The organism is Sulfodiicoccus acidiphilus (genome assembly GCF_003967175.1).
Lineage (GTDB): Archaea > Thermoproteota > Thermoprotei_A > Sulfolobales > Sulfolobaceae > Sulfodiicoccus > Sulfodiicoccus acidiphilus.
Genome location: NZ_AP018553.1, coordinates 1,298,500 through 1,313,769 on the forward strand (window position 1 = coordinate 1,298,500; position 15,270 = coordinate 1,313,769).

The window sequence follows — 15,270 nt, forward strand, 5'->3', positions numbered from 1 at the left end:
GTGAGGGAACACTTTTAACTCTAAGTCACGAAAGGGCACATAGAGAGCCATGAAACTAACTTGGATGATAGGCGGCGCACAAGGCTCTGGAGTAGACACCGCCGCCAACCTGTTCGGCAACGCTGTCGGGAGGGCTGGATACTACCTGTTCGGCAACAGGGAGTACTACTCCAACATAAAAGGGAGACATAGCTACTTCACGCTCACTATAAGCGATAGAAGGATGCATAGTCTCCCCGAGAAGGTCGACATTCTAACCACTTTCGACGCAGAAACAGTGTTTCAACATTTCCACGAGGTCAATGACTACCTGATTTACAACAAGGGGTTGGAGGGCACTAAGATAGACACTATACAAAGCATCGAACCTGAGCTGGTGGAGGAAATCGGTAAGAGGCTTGAAAGTTACGGCAACACGATGGGAGCCGCTGTAAAATACGTGGCAGATAGGGGAGTCCATGTAATACCAGTCGATTACGATCAGATAGCCAAGGAAGTTGCAGCGGAGCTGAAGGTGGCCCTTTCAGTAGTGGAGAGGGTGAGGAACATCGCCGCCGTTGCTGCGTCATATGGGCTACTGGGACTGAAGGAGGACTACCTCATGCAGGCCATAGCTAGGAGCTTCAAAAACGAACTTTACGCGAAGATGAACACCCTAGGAGCACAAAGGGGACTCAAGTACGTGAAGCCAGCTTACGGACTAAAGGAGGTTCCAGTTCAAGGGAAGAGGGTCCAGATAGACGGCAACACCGCGTCAGCCATGGGCAAGCTGGCGGCAGGACTCAGGTTCCAAACGTACTATCCCATTACTCCGGCGAGCGACGAGAGCACTTACATCGAGGCCCACCAGGAGGTAATGATGATTGACCCCGACACGGGAGATAAAAGAAAGAGTGCCGTAGTTGTAGTCCAAACAGAGGACGAGCTCGCCGCAGTGAACATGGCGATTGGTGCCGCCCTCACCGGAGTAAGGGCCTCCACAGCCACGTCGGGCCCAGGTTTCTCCTTAATGGCGGAGGGGATCGGTTGGGCTGGAATGGATGAGGTCCCCATTGTGGTCACGTACTACATAAGGGGAGCACCTTCCACCGGATTACCCACTAGGAGCGGCCAGGCGGACCTCAAGTTTGCTCTAAACGTGAGTCACGGGGAGTTCCCTAGAATAGTGATAGCCTCAGGGGACCACGTTGAGGTGTTCAAGGACGCGATATGGGCCTTCAACTTGGCGGAGAGGTATCAGACTCCGGTAATACATCTAATCGAGAAGGGCCTAGCTAACGCCTACAGCACCGTAGACGTGAGCGAACTTGACTACTCCAACATAAAGGGGGATAGGGGAAAGATAGTGGACGGGGAGGAAAACTACTTGAGGTTCAAGCTAACCGAGGACGGGATATCCCCTAGGGCTTTCCTAGGTCACGCTCACATGTACTACACGGGAGACGAACACAACGAGGAAGGACACATATCCGAGGCCTCCTCAAACAGGATAGCCATGTATGAAAAGAGGATGAAGAAGCTCGAAACCGCCGATAAAGAGATACCTGAGGAGAGCAGGGTTAACGTCTTCGGAGACTCCGATACCGTAGTGCTGACGTGGGGAAGCCCCAAAGGCGCTGTACTTGACGCCATGGATATGCTCGAGAAGGATGGTATCAAGCTTCAGTTGGTGCAGATCAGGATGTTCAGCCCGTTCCCAACGAGGTACGTAAGCAAGTTACTATCCGGAAAGAGCAAGATAATAGACCTCGAGAACAACTATACCGCCCAAGCTGCCTCAGTAGTCAGGGAACACACTGGCATAGAGCCTACTAACTACGTGTTGAAGTGGAACGGGAGGCCCATAACAAGGGACGAGGTGTATAGGTCGGTGAAACTAATACTCGAGAAGAACGATAAGAGGGTGGTGCTCAATGCAGGCGCTTAGAAAACCGGAGTGGAACGATTGGTGCCCCGGATGTGGGGACTTCGGTATCCTCAGCGCGGAAGAAATGGCAATAAAGGAGCTCGGACTAGATCCTCGAAAGGTGGTGCTGGTCTCCGGTATAGGTTGCTCAGGCAAGTTGCCCCACTTCATGAGGATACCCGTCTCTGGAGTGCACACCCTTCACGGTAGGGCCCTGGCTTTCGCTACTGGAGTGAAATTGGCCAATCCGGAGCTTGAGGTGATAGTGAACGCTGGAGACGGCGATCAACTGGGGATAGGTGCAGGTCACTTCGTTAACGCTGGCAGGAGAAATACCGACATCACTGTAATCCTACACGATAACGGTGTCTACGGGCTAACCAAGGGGCAGGCCGCTCCCACCCTCAAGAGGGGTGAGAAGACCAAGTCCCTCCCAAGGCCAAACATAAACGACGCTATAAACCCACTAGCCATGGCTATAGCGGCAGGCTACACCTTCGTGGCTAGAGCTTACGCCTACGACGTCAAGTTCCTTAAAGACATAATGAAGGCCGCAATAAAGCACAGGGGTTCGGCCTTCATAGACGTCCTGCAGCCATGTCCCACTTACAACGACATAAACACGAAAGAGTGGTACGAGAAAAGGATATACAAGATGACTGACCTAGATCCAGTGGTCAAGGACGTGAACGAGACGATTGATAAGATGAAGCAGGGAATAGGGAGGTCCTACGAATGGGGAGATAGGATACCAATAGGGATTTTCTACCAAAACGAACTTGTTCCAACGTACGAGGAGAGGATAGCAGCTAACGCACCCAGCTACAAGACCTCGATCCCCGCGAACCAGAAAGTTGTACATGAGGGTAAGTTCACTACCATAATTGACGATCTCATCAACGAAAAGGTGGTGTAATTGAAACTCTACGAGTACGAAGGTAAACAGCTTTTTCGTGATGTTGGAATTCCAGTTCCCCGTGGTGTGGTCACCCAGGGTCCAGTCCAGTGGCAGGGAAAGGCAGTTGTCAAGTCCCAGCTACTGGAAGGAGCGAGGGGAAAGAGAGGACTAGTCAAGGTGACTGACGACGTCAACGGCGCAATTAAGGAACTTAAGGCTCAAGGAGTTGAAACGTTCCTAGTGGAAGAGTTCGTTCCACATAGGGCAGAGGTCTACATATCTGCTATGTTGGATAGGAGAAGTGGTGAGCCTATAATAGTGGCTTCCCCTGAAGGGGGGATAGATGTAGAGGAGTCGAAGAACGTCAAGCTCTTCTCTATTCCCTTGGAGAGGGGAGTGAGGTCTTTCGACGTCTTAAACGTGGAGAAATACTTAGGAGTGAAGGGCCTAGAGAAGGTGGTGAAGGGTCTTTACAGGCTTATTACAGAGTACGAGGCGGAATTGGCCGAAATAAACCCTTTGGCAGTGACGGAATCTGGCGTCGTGGCTTTGGACTCCAAGGTGATCTTGGAGGACAACGCCCTCTACAGGCATGAGGAGCTGGTGAGCAAATTCTCCAGACAGTACGTGGCTGACACATACGTCGAGCTAGAAGGGGACGTCGGGATAATAGGGAACGGTGCTGGACTCACAATGGCTACCATGGACATGGTTAAGCTTGAGGGAGGTGAGCCGGCGGATTTTTACGACGTAGGAGGAGGTGCCAGCAGGGAGAGGGTAAAAGAGTGCGTAGTTAAGGTCGGAGGTAATCAGAAAGTGAAGAAGATTGTGATCAACATCTTTGGAGGGATAACTAGATGTGACGAGGTGGCGGCAGGGATCGTCGAGGCTATGAAGATCGTGAAGAAGCCTATGTTTGTGAGGTTGGTGGGGACGAACGAGGAGGAGGGCCACAAGATCTTGAGGGAAAACGGTATAAAGGCCTATGCAGACGCGCTTTCAGCCGTGAGGGATGCGATACGATCGTGAGCTCTAACACCAGGGTTATCGTTCAGGGTATAACAGGGAAGGAGGGTTCCTTCCACGCTCAGAGGATGAAGTCCTACGGCACTAAGGTCGTTGCAGGAGTCACTCCTGGAAGGGGAGGGACGTCTGTCTCAGGCATACCTGTCTACGACACGGTGCAGGACGCCTTCAAGGAACATGAGGCTGAGGCCAGCGTAATATTCGTTCCTGCGAAGTTCGCTGCGGACGCGGTCTACGAGGCCGTCGACGCTGGACTGAAGTTGGTCGTCGTAATAACGGAACACATTCCAGTTCTAGACACGGCAAGGTTCGTCAAGTACGCCAAGGAAAGAGGAGTAATGCTCATAGGCCCTAACTGTCCCGGCCTTATAGCTCCTGACAGGGCCCTTGTTGGGATACTCCCACCTAGGGCCTTCACTAGGGGCAAGATAGGAGTGGTGTCTAGGTCTGGTACGTTGACGTACGAGGTCGCTGAAATGGTCAGGAACTTGGGTCAATCTACTGTAGTTGGAATAGGTGGAGATCCCATAATAGGAACAGATATGCCAACGATAGTCAAGAAGTTCGAGGAGGACCCAGAGACCGAGAAGATAGTAGTTATAGGCGAGATAGGAGGGGACATGGAAGAGAGAGTCGCTAAGATGAAGGAGAATGGGGAGGTGAAGAAGAGCATGGTGGCGTACATAGCCGGTATGACAGCGCCTAGGGAGAAGAGGATGGGCCACGCAGGAGCGGTAGTGTACATGGGTATCGGTACGTTTAACAGCAAAATGGAGGCCTTCAAGAGAGCCGGTATACCGGTGGCTAGGTCCCCCTACGAAATCCCCAAGTTACTGGAGGATCGACCGTGAGTGACACGTGTTCTTATGATTCTATCATCAAAGATACGGAAATCAGGAAAATAATGGATGCGTTAGATGGCGAGTCTAGAAAACATGCGTCAAGGCTACTATCAGAGCTCTACGTGAAGGGTGAGAAGCTGTCCATCAGCGAGGCTATCGTGAAGTACGGATCTTTAGGGGAAGCTAGGGTGAGGGCCCTTTACGAGAGGGAACTTTCTCTCCTCAAAGGTAGATAGGGACTATTTCCCTCCTTTCTGAAAATATTTAATGGGAAAAGATCTCTTCATGTAAGGATTAAAATCCATCGAAAAAGCGATCCTTGGAGAATTGTGCTCTAGGTACTGAAACCTGAAATTTGGTGCCTAATGGGAAAGGAGGGTGGGAGGTCTGGAGAAATTCTCGATTCTCCTCGGGAGGTAATATCTGCAGCGTCTTCTTTTAACTTGTTTCTGACAATGGGACCATTCGTGGACATCCAAGAGGTAATCCTAAAGATAGGAGAGGGAATAGCACCAGAGGATTCTGTCGACGCCCTAGCCGATAGGCTAGACGCCGAGAAGCTACTGAAACTTAGGCTCGACGTGTCCCTTTTCTACCTTCACAGGTCTGAGGAGACCAGTTCCCCCCAGCTTGCGTCGGAGTACCTTTTTAAGTCAGTTACGGAGGCGTTGAAGGGACTTGCCCAGTACTTGGGATTCAAGGGCTCAAGGAGCGAGATTGTGTCTCTACTTACGGAGGCCTTGGGAGATTGGGTAGACGAGAGTTGGGAGGTGGCGATGGTTCTTCACTACGACGGGTATATAGACAATAATTTGGACGAGAGTGACGTGGCTCATTACTCTATAAGGGTAAAGGAGTTCTTGGCCAAGTGTTACGAAGTCCTTACCTAAGTCGGGAGTAATTCTACCGTTTTCTGATTCACTGCGTTCAATCTCAAGTATTAACTTGCTAGGGGAGAAGTCCCCTTCCGTGAGGACGGACAGCCCCCTTATGTAAACCCTTTATAGTCATCAAAATACTATTTCTACGACCTCTACTGTGAGAGCTGGGTCGCACCCTCGGGACTGAGGGAACTCACGCCCGTGGAGAGGAAACCCTCCGTGACCCCCCTTCCACGATTTTCACAACGATTCCACGGAACCTCCGCTACGTAAGGAGATCGAGGTCCCTCCGAGGAGCGGGACTCACCGCGAGGACGCCCCGTCCGTGAGGGCGGGGTAGTTCACTGGTTACAACCTATTCGTCAACCCTCGCAAGCGGAACTCATTCCTGTCCTGAAGGTGTTGGTTCCCCTTATACACCTAAGGGAGACATGTGTGAGGGAGAGGGCTCTTCCAATAGACTTCCAAAGAGCGACACCGTGCTAAAATTAGGGATAAACCCACAGCGTTGGAGTTAAGTTACTATTTTTAGAGGTTTTCAATTTAATTTAGAGGAGCGAAGAGGAGAAAGAGTTATGAAGTACGAGTTGGTAGAGTGTAACTGATGCTAACCACAACCCAATTGGAGGCAGAGATCGGCGCTGTGGCCATTCCCTTCATAATAGGATTGCTCATCGGTCTACTTATAAGGAAGATAATCAGTGTGGGAGTGATTTTACTAGCCTTAGTAGTGCTCCTACTTGCATTGGGTTACATAAGGCCTGAACAGATATCCGCTTTCCTTCAGATGGCCGGGGAGTACGCACAACAGGCGACCACGAGGGCTCACGAGATCTCGGGCTTCATTCCCTACTCCTCCCTCAGCTTCGTGATTGGTTTCGTGATAGGTATAGTGAAGGGATAGAGAAGGGTTTCCGAACTTTTAGGGCATTCCTCCTAGATCGAATCAAGGGTTTGGGACAGGATATTATCAGAATATCATCCCCATGATCAAAGGTAAGGATTCAGTTGTCTTGTGGCTAGGTCACAAAACTTATAGACTTTTTAAAGCTGAGAAAGCTCGTGCGCCTTACTTTGTCAGGTGTCAAGGGTGGAGTCGGCAAGTCCACCTTGGCAGTTTCCATAGCCAAATTATTGGCAAGGAATGGGGACACAGTGCTCCTAGTAGACAGAGACATAATAGGGTGGTCCTCTAGGTTGCTCGGTCACGAAGGTCCCTCGCTCCTTCACTGTGCAGCTTCTGGAGAGGAGGGACAGTTCTGGGTGACTAGGGAAGAAGGAAAAGGTAGGTTGACGGCCGTGAGGATCAATCCAGATCCACCGTTGTTCGTAAAGGACTTCAAGGTAATAAAGGAGGATCCGTCTCGCTTCAATAGGTACGTTAAACTCTACGAGGCGCTCCTGAGAAATCACGAGATAGTCGTAGTAGACAATCCTCCTAACGTATTCCAAGGCGATGAGGCTGTGGACCTAGAGCATAGGGCCTTTACTAACCTTAGGAGGGACGAGAGGTGGTACAGGGTCTACGTCTCAGATCCCTCGGAGAGGGGCATCTCGGCTGTCCTCCAGTACATGGAGGTGTTGGAGAGCTTCACAGAGACCGGCAGACCTGGAGCCCTTGTGGTAAATATGGTACCCCCTCTACCCGAGGAGGCCGCCCGGGCCTCTTCCTCCCTGAGGAGGGTCTGCGCGGAAAAGTCCCTTCCTGTCTGCGCCGTTGTGCCCTTCGACGAGAGACTTTACACTTACGGTTCCTATATGGAACTTAACGAATTCCCAGAACAGGTAATTGCGCTATCTAAGGCATTGGTTCGTTTGCCTGAGAAAGCCTTAATAGAGTAAAGATTTAGTCAGTCCCCCTTTCCCTCCTTTCCTTTGCTTCTCTCCACTCTCTCCCTCTTGACATCCAACCTTCCTCCTCCTGCCCTCGATCTGCACTCAGTTGACCAACTCTCCTTCTCCCCCTGTAGCTCACTGCATTCAAGACCGATTTCCCTCAGGGACTTTAGGTAGTTCCTAACATTTCTCATCTTCCTGAACTTCCTTTCAACAGTCACTTCCTTATCCTTAACGGTCAACCTTCCTGTTACGGAATACTTCACGGACTTCATGTGGGCATGAGGAAGAGGACAGGGTATTAAGTTCTTCGTGCTTCCCTTAGATGGTTTGGAGAGGTTTTGGGAATTTTCTCTCAGTTAGCCGTAAAGCAGGTCCTTCCTTAGATCCTCGTAGGAACTCGTCTACACTATTAAGTCGCTAGCGAACTAAATAGCCATAGTAGAGTAAAGACTGAAAACCTTAACATTTCCTTATACTTTTCCCTAAAACCCTTCTCTTATTAACTTCGTCCGATATCCAGGTTTTAGGTTTCTCAACGGGACGAACCTCTACGAGTTAGTCGCCAAGAGGTTCTATGTAACGGGGTAAGGTCGACAAGGTAGAAGCGTTCGAGGTAGAGCTAAGGTGTGGATGGGACTCACCAGTCTAGACCAGTGGTGGAGAGGTGGAGGCCTTTGAGAAGTTCGTGACGCCAGGCACTGAGGGGTACAGAAATTCGTGAGGTTCCTCGAGGCGGAAGGACCTTCAGATCTGGCCGATAATACGTGATTCCGTGGGTTGCCTAAAATCGCGAGCGGTAGTTCTCTGTAGGGCAAGACTTCCTGGAACATTTCGTAATTGAAGACGCATGTGACGAACAAACGAAGCTAATGGTAAAGCCGCCCACGTCACTGAGCTTTCCCCTTCATTGCTCCTCAGAGCCATGGAGGTTTGGCCTTCCAGGGACAGACTATAGCACCTTCGCGCGACCAAACGCTTTCAATCTCTTCTAAACGTCCTTGTCTAGAGTTGCGTTCACGTAGTGCCACCCGAGGACTTCAGTCGACTACCCCGAACCGAGGACGGGCACCTCTCGAGAGGGTGGGGGACGAGGAAGGTGAGGGTGGTGCTCCCCTCCACCGGCCCCGAGGACTTGAGGGTTTGCGATCCCTTAAGGGTGGCCGGGGCGGAATTGGAGGTGGATGAGTTACGCCGCGGGTAAACACTTCTGAATATGCTTAAGAACTAGGTACGACGTTTAAACCTGATGAGGATTCCAGTCGTTATCGCCGTTGCAGTTATTGTGTTAGTGGTAGTGGTTGCCCTACTCTTCCCCGCAATGCACACTTCTCTTAGGAGCGACACAGGCACGGCAACACCTAGCAACTTAGCCCTCACCTTAAATCTTAACGCCTCGAGGATTACGCCTGGTCAAGGGATCGACATCACGGCAGACTTGTATTACAAGGGGAACCAGCCCATCTTAGTTAGCACAAAGGGCCCTGTTATACTCCCCTCACTTTATCCCTGTTCTCAGCCACTCCTCGTCGGTGTAAAGGTCCTGAAGGGCTACTACACTGTTTCTAACTACTCCTCCGGTAAATCCCTACAGGTCTTCAAGCCCGGTGTGTACCCCTGTCCACTCATTTTTGCGGTTACAACTTACCGGTTCCTCCCCATGAGCGACAGAGTCCAGCTCATCTACAACGGCACAGTTCAAGCCACGCTCAGCGACAGGACGTCGGCAGTGGTTTACGGCTACTACTTCCCTACCTCTCCCAACGTCAGCGTCCTGGACTTCTCGGCCTGGAACTTCACCTACTTCCAGCCCGGGGTTTACACCGTAGTAGCAATTGACTACTTCAATCAGACTGTCTTCGCTTACTTCACTGTGACTTGATCGTAGACAGAAGGCCGATGTTCAAAGAGGCCTGAGTGAATGGCTACTTATTGTGGGATTTCTATCACGAGTAAAGGTTTTCTGTCCTAGGAGCACTTTCTAGGGCTTACTATCTTGGCTCTACTCACTTTCCTGTCCACTACGCTGACCCGCATTACTATCTCTTCAGGGACTTGAACTACTGTGTTAGTTGACGGTGCTTCGGTAGGTCGATCGTGTTAGGTCTCCCAACCGTAGAACGCCCTGTGAAGATATGAACCTATTTCTGCGACAGCTTGGCTTGCGGCTGGCGTCACGTCCCAGAATGAAAGGAAGCCGTGTATTTGTCCTCCGTATCTCACGTTAACAACCTCGACTCCAGCCTTCCTTAGTTTGGCAGCGTAGATCTCGCCTTGGTCCCTAAGGGGATCGTACTCCGCCGTTATCACGAGGGCTGGAGGTAATCTTGACAGATCGTCAGCTCTGGCCGGGGAGACTCGCGGATCGAGAATCTCGCTTCCCCTGTTGAGGTACTGTTCTCCGAACCACCTCATCATTTCTCTTGTAAGAAACAGTCCCTCTCCGAACTCCGTTACGCTGGGGGTCTCAGTGGCGAAGTCGGTTGCAGGATATATCAGTACCTGTTCCTTGAGTGGTATCCCAGAATCCCTCGCCATTATGGAGACTACAGCAGCTAGGTTTCCCCCAGCACTGTCTCCTGCTACCGCAATTGAAGAGATGCTCATTTCTCCCGCCTCATCCCTAGCCCATTTCAACACATCGAAGGAGTCAATCACTGCTGCCGGAAACTTGTTCTCTGGAGCGAGTCTATAGTCAACCGACGCGACTACACAGTTGCACGAGTACGCTATTGCTCTACAGAGGTTGTCGTAGGTGTTTATGTTACCAAATACGAAACCTCCCCCATGGTAGTAGATCGTGAGTCCAGCCTTCTCAGGCAAGTTGTGTGGGTAGTACAGGCGGACTGGGATTTCAGCCTGGGATCCCATAACCTTGATGTCCTCTACGTTCCTGAGCGGGGCCTTGTAAGTAAATGTGAGTAGACTACCTTGATCGAAGGCCTTCCTTGCCTCAGCTAAGTTCTGGGTTGAGGTAGGTGGGAGAAGCTTATATGCTTCTAGGATTTTGATTAAGCCCGGTTCCAGGGGCATTTCTTGTTATTCATTAGGCGGAATATAACACTTTACATGAGGATCCTACATATCTTTCGGCCCAACTAGCAGAGGCCACTACCCAACTGGATGTCATCAATCACCATAACGGTTAAAGTGAAACCACAGATCCGTTTCCGAGGGGACTCCCCACCTCCAGCCACGCTGCGACAGAAGATGATGCAACGTACTCCTCCCACCTATAGAGCTTGTAGTACTCCTCTTCCTCTTTAGCCCTGTTCAGGTTATAGTAGTTCAGGACGTGGAGTTCTGTGGAGGAGAGTGTGTGGTAAAGTAGGGCGCTGTTGAGCGAGGTCGATTCAGGGCCGAAAGAGTCCCTCAGCCTCTCCAGGGCCTCTCTAGGGGACAAGGAAGGGATCCACCTCGCAAGTTCGTTTAAGAGGAGGAAACTGTCCGTGTAAGGGAGATCGGGCTCGTTGAACGCTTTCCTGAGCACTGACCCGTTGTGAGCAAAGAAGAGTTCGGCTGGGCCGCTCCTGACATGGTAAGGGTGTGTATGTCCGATACCTTTCAGCTCTTTTCTAGACGATCTCCTCGAGTGGATCACGCCCACACACCTCCCCCTTAAGAGGGACGATATCCCATCCAATGCGGGATCCTCGTATATGGGTTCTCCACTCCTGTAGTAGAGTTGTCTCCAAGAACCATTTACCTCAACTAGCGCTGCCACCCCCCACCCGTCGGGATGGCTCCTCCCCCACTAAGGGGATCTGAGCGGGAAACTTCCCTCAGCGCTCTTATCACCTGTCGGGAAACTCCGTCTCTTACGTTAAACGCAACGAAACGGCACATCTACATTCTAATCATGAGTCCATCCCTGGCTATTATGGCTTTCCCGCCGACTAACTGTTCCGCCTCTTTCACAATCTGGGAAGGTATGTGGGTGAGCACTAGCCTCTTTCCTGAGAAGAAGTTGAGGGCCTCTTGAACTGACGTGTGTCCCCACCTGGAGCAGTCCTCCAAACAGGAAGACTCGTGGACTACTAAGTCGACTCCCTTGAGCTCCCTGAGTATGGGCTCGCAAGGTTCCCGAGTGTCACCACTGTAAAGCAACCTCTTCTTTCCGTCATCTACCACATACGCTACAGAGTATATGCTGTGACATCCCGGCACGGACCAAACTTCAACGTCACCTAAGGATGACCTAGGCAGGTCCGCCTCAAGGAGCTCCACTTCTATATCGTTTCCCGCAGCCTTCATCGCGGATAGCACGGGGCCCAATCCAGGTGGAGAAGCCACGAATAATTTGGGCATTGCGGTGATCTTCCTCAGAACTAAGTGGTCAGGCAGGCCATTGAAGTGATCGAGGTGAGTGTGCGTGACGAATAGCGCTTGGAACGACTTGGTCAGACCCATGTCTTCTAGTCTCAAATTTGCTCCTGCTCCCATGTCTAGGAGCACTCCAACAGCTCCACTCGCGACTAGGATGGAGGACCTGAACCTGGATGATCCGAGGGTCGCGCCCGCACCCGTGCCTAAGAACGTCAACTCCACGATTAAGACCTCACGTACTCTTCTATCTCCTCCATTCGAGGACCTAGAGCACCCACGGTAGTAGTGGACACAGCGGCAGCGAGGTTAGCGAACTTGACGGCCTCCTCTAGGTCATGACCCTTGTCCAGCATTACAGCTAGGGCCGAGTTAAAGACGTCCCCCGCTCCGGTGGTGTCGACTGCCCTCACTCTGAGGGTGGGAACCTTGGATGTTCCCCTCCTCGTTACCACCAAGGCCCCACTCTCCCTAGCGTCACTACCACTGCGTATCTCACTAACCTCAGGAGCGAATTAGCCGCGTCTACAACAGTGCTGGCAGAAGTTAGTTGCTTCGCCTCGACCTCGTTAGGAGTGACGACGTCGGCGTGTCTCAATAGGTTCACGTCCCTCAGGATCGCAGGCGCGGGGTTCAGTATCCTTATGCAGTCCACACATTCGATCAGCGCCTTCTTCACAACCTCCTCGCTCACCTCCAGCTGCGTCAGTAGAACGTCGGTGTACTCTAAGGAGTCGCCTAGATCGGCCGGCTCCAAGAGGGCGTTTGCTCCCCTATCTACAATTATCATGTTCTCCCCTTCCCTGTCCACCACAACTATTGCGGTTCCAGTTCTAGCCCTCTTCACCCTCACGTACCTAGTTCCAACGTTTTCAGATTCTAGGAAGCTTATGGCCTTCGTACCGTAGTCGTCGTCTCCCACCGCGGCCACCAGTTGCACCCGACCCTCCAATCTCGACGCTGACACGGCTTGGTTCGACCCCTTACCTCCGTGAAGAACTAGGAGTTCCCTGCTGAAAACAGTCTCGCTAGGTGAGGGGAACCTGTCCACCTTCACTTCTAGATCTACGTTGTAGCTTCCTACTACAGTTATCACCTAGCCAACACCTCCAGCTTATCGAGCAACTCCCTACTAGACTGAGCCAGCACCACCACCTTGTCTCCCTCAAGCAATACGTCGCACGGCTGGCCGCTCTCCTTAATTGTCAGACCATACTTCTCCGAGTTCCTCAACAACTTCTCCGTGAGCGACGTAGAGAGTCCAAGCCTAGAACCAGTTCTCCTCAGGGCAGTGGAAACTAAATTCTGGACCCCGAACACTATCGGGCCGTCCACCTTTATCCAACCCATGTATCTGATTATTCCACCTGCTAGAGTCGCTACCTCTGAGTAAGGGGTCATGTAACCCAAGTTAGCCTTATCTTCCGTTTTCAATAGAGCCACTATCAACTCCTTTCTCTCCTCTAACTTAAGCACGAGCTCCTCCAGTTCTTCTCTGGCCTTCTCTCTCTCTGCCAATCTCTCCACGTTAGCGAAGGGGTCCACTGGCCCTCTTCCCTTTCCAATCCTCATACCAGATGTTATAGACATTGTGGTGAACTCCTTCGCCTCCCTCACCGCCTCGTGTAGTTTTCTCCCTCGAGCCAAGAGCGATGTTATTGCGGCCGATAGCACGTCGCCACTGCCGTGGGTATCCTTGGTCTCCGCAACAGTTCCTCTGAGGTGGTTGATCCTACCGTCTATCACCACTACGTCCTCTCCCTTTAGTCTCTCTCCTCCTTTGGCTAGAACATTAGTTCCGAGTTGAGAGGACAGAAGCGCAGCTGCTTCTTCGAGGGTGTTGAGATCGTCGATTTTTGAACCAGTGAGTAGCTCGAGTTCAGCCAGGTTTGGAGTGATTATCAGTGAAGTCTTGGCCAGGTTTTTTAACGCCTCGAGGACGTCGTTCCCCGCCAGCCTATCGCCGGATTTGGCCACCATGACGGGATCAAGTACCAGGCCTACTCTGCTCTCCAACACCTTCCTTCTTACTACTTCCACGACCTCCGCTGTTGGGAGGACCCCCGTCTTCATGAATCTGACGTCGAAGTCGTCCAAGACCGCCTTCAGCTGGGCCTCCACAAAGCTAGGTGGTAGGGGGTAGATCGCGCTTACTCCCACCGTGTTCTGAGCAGTCACTGACGTGACTACGGTCACCCCGAACGTCCCTAGGGACGTGAAGGTTCGTAAGTCAGCCTGAAGGCCCGCCCCTCCTCCCGAGTCGCTTCCCGCGATCGTTCCCACTACGGGCCTGCTCCTCACGGGGAAGTTTCACCTCCCGGGGTTTAATTTCTGCTGATAAGCTCTCTCGGTCTTTACCCACACCTTCCTTCTTCTAGTGACTTCGAGGAATACGGCAGCCACATTGAGTGCTATGACCAAGTTAACATAGAGGTAGGAGAGAAGTCCATAGAAGGGCTCTATCAGGTGTCTCCTAGATATCATCATTGTAACCAGAAAGGTGAAGACAGTGGAAGTGCCGGCAGCTACTGAGGCCTCTTGAAGAACGTGAAGGGATGCAACTAGGGGCAGGAAGTAAGTCGATGCGTACATTATCATTACCACAGGCGTGGCGATTGTAAGCAATGCGTCAACCGCCCTGACGTCTCTCCTCATACGTAGTAGGGTGATATCGACCTCTAACCTTCCCCTGTACCACCTGAGGCGCTGCTTCAAGAGGGACCTCAATCTGACCACCACTTCCCTTCTAGCCAGAACTGAGGGAGAGTAGACTACGGTGTAGCCGGCAGAGAGTGCCCTGAGGCTCAGCTCGAAGTCCTCCGTGAGCACGTCCTCCCTCCATCCTCCAAGCTCCTCCAGAACGCTTCTCCTGATGAACATGCAGGTGCCCTCTAAGGAAACGAAAGCCCCCAGTCTGGCTCTTCCCCCTAAGGCATACTCGCTCAGAAGCTCCTCAAGTGAGGCGAACCTAGCCAGTACTGTGTCTCTAACGTTGAATGGGAGTAACCTTCCCTGAACCCCCGCTACCTTGGGGTCTTTGAACTTGGCCGCCGCGTAGGAGAGGACGTCTAAGCGAGGCATTGTGTCCGCGTCGAAGACCCCTATTACGTCTCCTTTGCTCAATTTGATCGCGAAGTTGAGGGCCTCGCTCTTTCCATTTAACGCCTTTCTCTGTATGTGAAAGCACTTAACGTTATCGTAGTTCATTTCATACTTCCTACAGACGTTCAGTGTTCCGTCAGTGGAACCGCTCTCTACTACCAACACTTCGTACTTCGAGCGATCGTAGTCTTGATTTAGGAGCGCGTCCATCAGTCTAGGGAGAACTCCCTCCTCGTTGCGAGCAGGGACCACCAGACTGAAGGTTACTCCTTCTTGCGATCTTTCTTCGACGGGTTTCCACGTGAATCCCAGTAAAGCCATGATCGAGTTGTAGGTCGTCCAAGAACTAACCACGATACTGAACGTCAGCAGGATATCGTCGATCATTCCGATTAAACTGCCATTCTCTTATATATTAAGGCTACTCATGTCTCAGACTGGGTTCAGGCTTAGTGC

General features: G+C 51.7%; 15 protein-coding genes and 1 pseudogene. 9 read left to right on the plus strand and 7 right to left on the minus strand.

Going from position 1 to position 15,270, the window contains the following annotated elements:
• Window positions 1-49 precede the first annotated feature (49 nt).
• The 8 genes from HS1genome_RS06945 to HS1genome_RS06980 all read left to right on the plus strand — a co-directional run bounded on the left by HS1genome_RS06945 (window position 50) and on the right by HS1genome_RS06980 (window position 7,395).
• Window positions 50-1,927: a 2-oxoacid:ferredoxin oxidoreductase subunit alpha gene (locus tag HS1genome_RS06945; RefSeq protein ID WP_126450157.1), complete on the plus strand. Its 1,878-nt coding sequence runs from the start codon at window positions 50-52 to the stop codon at window positions 1,925-1,927.
• Complete coding sequence (locus tag HS1genome_RS06950) at window positions 1,914-2,822, plus strand: 2-oxoacid:ferredoxin oxidoreductase subunit beta (RefSeq protein ID WP_126450158.1); 909 nt, start codon at window positions 1,914-1,916, stop codon at window positions 2,820-2,822. Before HS1genome_RS06945 ends, HS1genome_RS06950 begins: the two co-directional genes overlap by 14 nt.
• Window positions 2,823-3,833, plus strand: a complete 1,011-nt coding sequence (locus HS1genome_RS06955; RefSeq protein ID WP_126450159.1) for a succinate--CoA ligase subunit beta — start codon at window positions 2,823-2,825, stop codon at window positions 3,831-3,833.
• On the plus strand, window positions 3,830-4,681 hold the full coding sequence (gene sucD / locus HS1genome_RS06960) for a succinate--CoA ligase subunit alpha (protein WP_126450160.1): 852 nt from the start codon (window positions 3,830-3,832) through the stop codon (window positions 4,679-4,681). Before HS1genome_RS06955 ends, sucD begins: the two co-directional genes overlap by 4 nt.
• Entirely contained in the window at window positions 4,678-4,908 is a 231-nt protein-coding gene (locus tag HS1genome_RS06965; RefSeq protein ID WP_126450161.1) for a hypothetical protein, read from the plus strand. Before sucD ends, HS1genome_RS06965 begins: the two co-directional genes overlap by 4 nt.
• Before the next feature lie 129 nt (window positions 4,909-5,037).
• Window positions 5,038-5,562, plus strand: a complete 525-nt coding sequence (locus HS1genome_RS06970) for a PaREP1 family protein (protein WP_126450162.1) — start codon at window positions 5,038-5,040, stop codon at window positions 5,560-5,562.
• A gap of 595 nt (window positions 5,563-6,157) precedes the next feature.
• Entirely contained in the window at window positions 6,158-6,457 is a 300-nt protein-coding gene (locus HS1genome_RS06975) for a hypothetical protein (protein ID WP_126450163.1), read from the plus strand.
• A gap of 170 nt (window positions 6,458-6,627) precedes the next feature.
• The gene (locus tag HS1genome_RS06980) at window positions 6,628-7,395 is read left to right on the plus strand and encodes a ParA family protein (protein WP_158613737.1); all 768 of its coding nucleotides are present in this window, start codon (window positions 6,628-6,630) and stop codon (window positions 7,393-7,395) included.
• A gap of 8 nt (window positions 7,396-7,403) precedes the next feature.
• On the opposite strand, the gene HS1genome_RS06985 is transcribed toward HS1genome_RS06980, so the two are convergent.
• The gene (locus tag HS1genome_RS06985) at window positions 7,404-7,664 is read right to left on the minus strand and encodes a hypothetical protein (protein ID WP_126450165.1); all 261 of its coding nucleotides are present in this window, start codon (window positions 7,662-7,664) and stop codon (window positions 7,404-7,406) included.
• A gap of 974 nt (window positions 7,665-8,638) precedes the next feature.
• Between HS1genome_RS06985 and HS1genome_RS12660 the strand changes: the two genes are divergently transcribed.
• Window positions 8,639-9,271, plus strand: a complete 633-nt coding sequence (locus HS1genome_RS12660) for a hypothetical protein (protein ID WP_229768046.1) — start codon at window positions 8,639-8,641, stop codon at window positions 9,269-9,271.
• Between the two features lie 218 nt (window positions 9,272-9,489).
• On the opposite strand, the gene HS1genome_RS07000 is transcribed toward HS1genome_RS12660, so the two are convergent.
• The 6 genes and pseudogenes from HS1genome_RS07000 to HS1genome_RS07025 form a co-directional block, all read right to left on the minus strand.
• Complete coding sequence (locus HS1genome_RS07000) at window positions 9,490-10,422, minus strand: alpha/beta hydrolase (RefSeq protein WP_126450167.1); 933 nt, start codon at window positions 10,420-10,422, stop codon at window positions 9,490-9,492.
• Between the two features lie 112 nt (window positions 10,423-10,534).
• The gene (locus HS1genome_RS07005; RefSeq protein WP_126450168.1) at window positions 10,535-11,113 is read right to left on the minus strand and encodes a class II glutamine amidotransferase; all 579 of its coding nucleotides are present in this window, start codon (window positions 11,111-11,113) and stop codon (window positions 10,535-10,537) included.
• 122 nt (window positions 11,114-11,235) lie between these two features.
• Entirely contained in the window at window positions 11,236-11,937 is a 702-nt protein-coding gene (locus tag HS1genome_RS07010; protein ID WP_126450169.1) for an MBL fold metallo-hydrolase, read from the minus strand.
• Between the two features lie 2 nt (window positions 11,938-11,939).
• A pseudogene (locus HS1genome_RS07015) lies at window positions 11,940-12,808 on the minus strand (ribokinase).
• Window positions 12,805-14,013: a bifunctional hydroxymethylpyrimidine kinase/phosphomethylpyrimidine kinase gene (gene thiD / locus HS1genome_RS07020; RefSeq protein WP_126450170.1), complete on the minus strand. Its 1,209-nt coding sequence runs from the start codon at window positions 14,011-14,013 to the stop codon at window positions 12,805-12,807. The pseudogene HS1genome_RS07015 and the gene thiD overlap by 4 nt, the downstream one beginning before the upstream one ends.
• Window positions 14,014-14,022: 9 nt before the next feature.
• Window positions 14,023-15,201, minus strand: a complete 1,179-nt coding sequence (locus tag HS1genome_RS07025) for a glycosyltransferase family 2 protein (protein WP_126450171.1) — start codon at window positions 15,199-15,201, stop codon at window positions 14,023-14,025.
• Between the last annotated feature and the right edge of the window lie 69 nt (window positions 15,202-15,270).

Coding starts and splice junctions, on each gene's coding strand:
- HS1genome_RS06945 (WP_126450157.1), top strand. CDS start 50: ATGAAACTAACTTGGATGATAGGCGGCGCACAAGGCTCTGGAGTAGAC.
- HS1genome_RS06950 (WP_126450158.1), top strand. CDS start 1,914: ATGCAGGCGCTTAGAAAACCGGAGTGGAACGATTGGTGCCCCGGATGT.
- HS1genome_RS06970 (WP_126450162.1), top strand. CDS start 5,038: ATGGGAAAGGAGGGTGGGAGGTCTGGAGAAATTCTCGATTCTCCTCGG.
- HS1genome_RS06975 (WP_126450163.1), top strand. CDS start 6,158: ATGCTAACCACAACCCAATTGGAGGCAGAGATCGGCGCTGTGGCCATT.
- HS1genome_RS06985 (WP_126450165.1), bottom strand. CDS start 7,664: ATGAAGTCCGTGAAGTATTCCGTAACAGGAAGGTTGACCGTTAAGGAT.
- HS1genome_RS12660 (WP_229768046.1), top strand. CDS start 8,639: ATGAGGATTCCAGTCGTTATCGCCGTTGCAGTTATTGTGTTAGTGGTA.
- HS1genome_RS07000 (WP_126450167.1), bottom strand. CDS start 10,422: ATGCCCCTGGAACCGGGCTTAATCAAAATCCTAGAAGCATATAAGCTT.
- HS1genome_RS07025 (WP_126450171.1), bottom strand. CDS start 15,201: ATGATCGACGATATCCTGCTGACGTTCAGTATCGTGGTTAGTTCTTGG.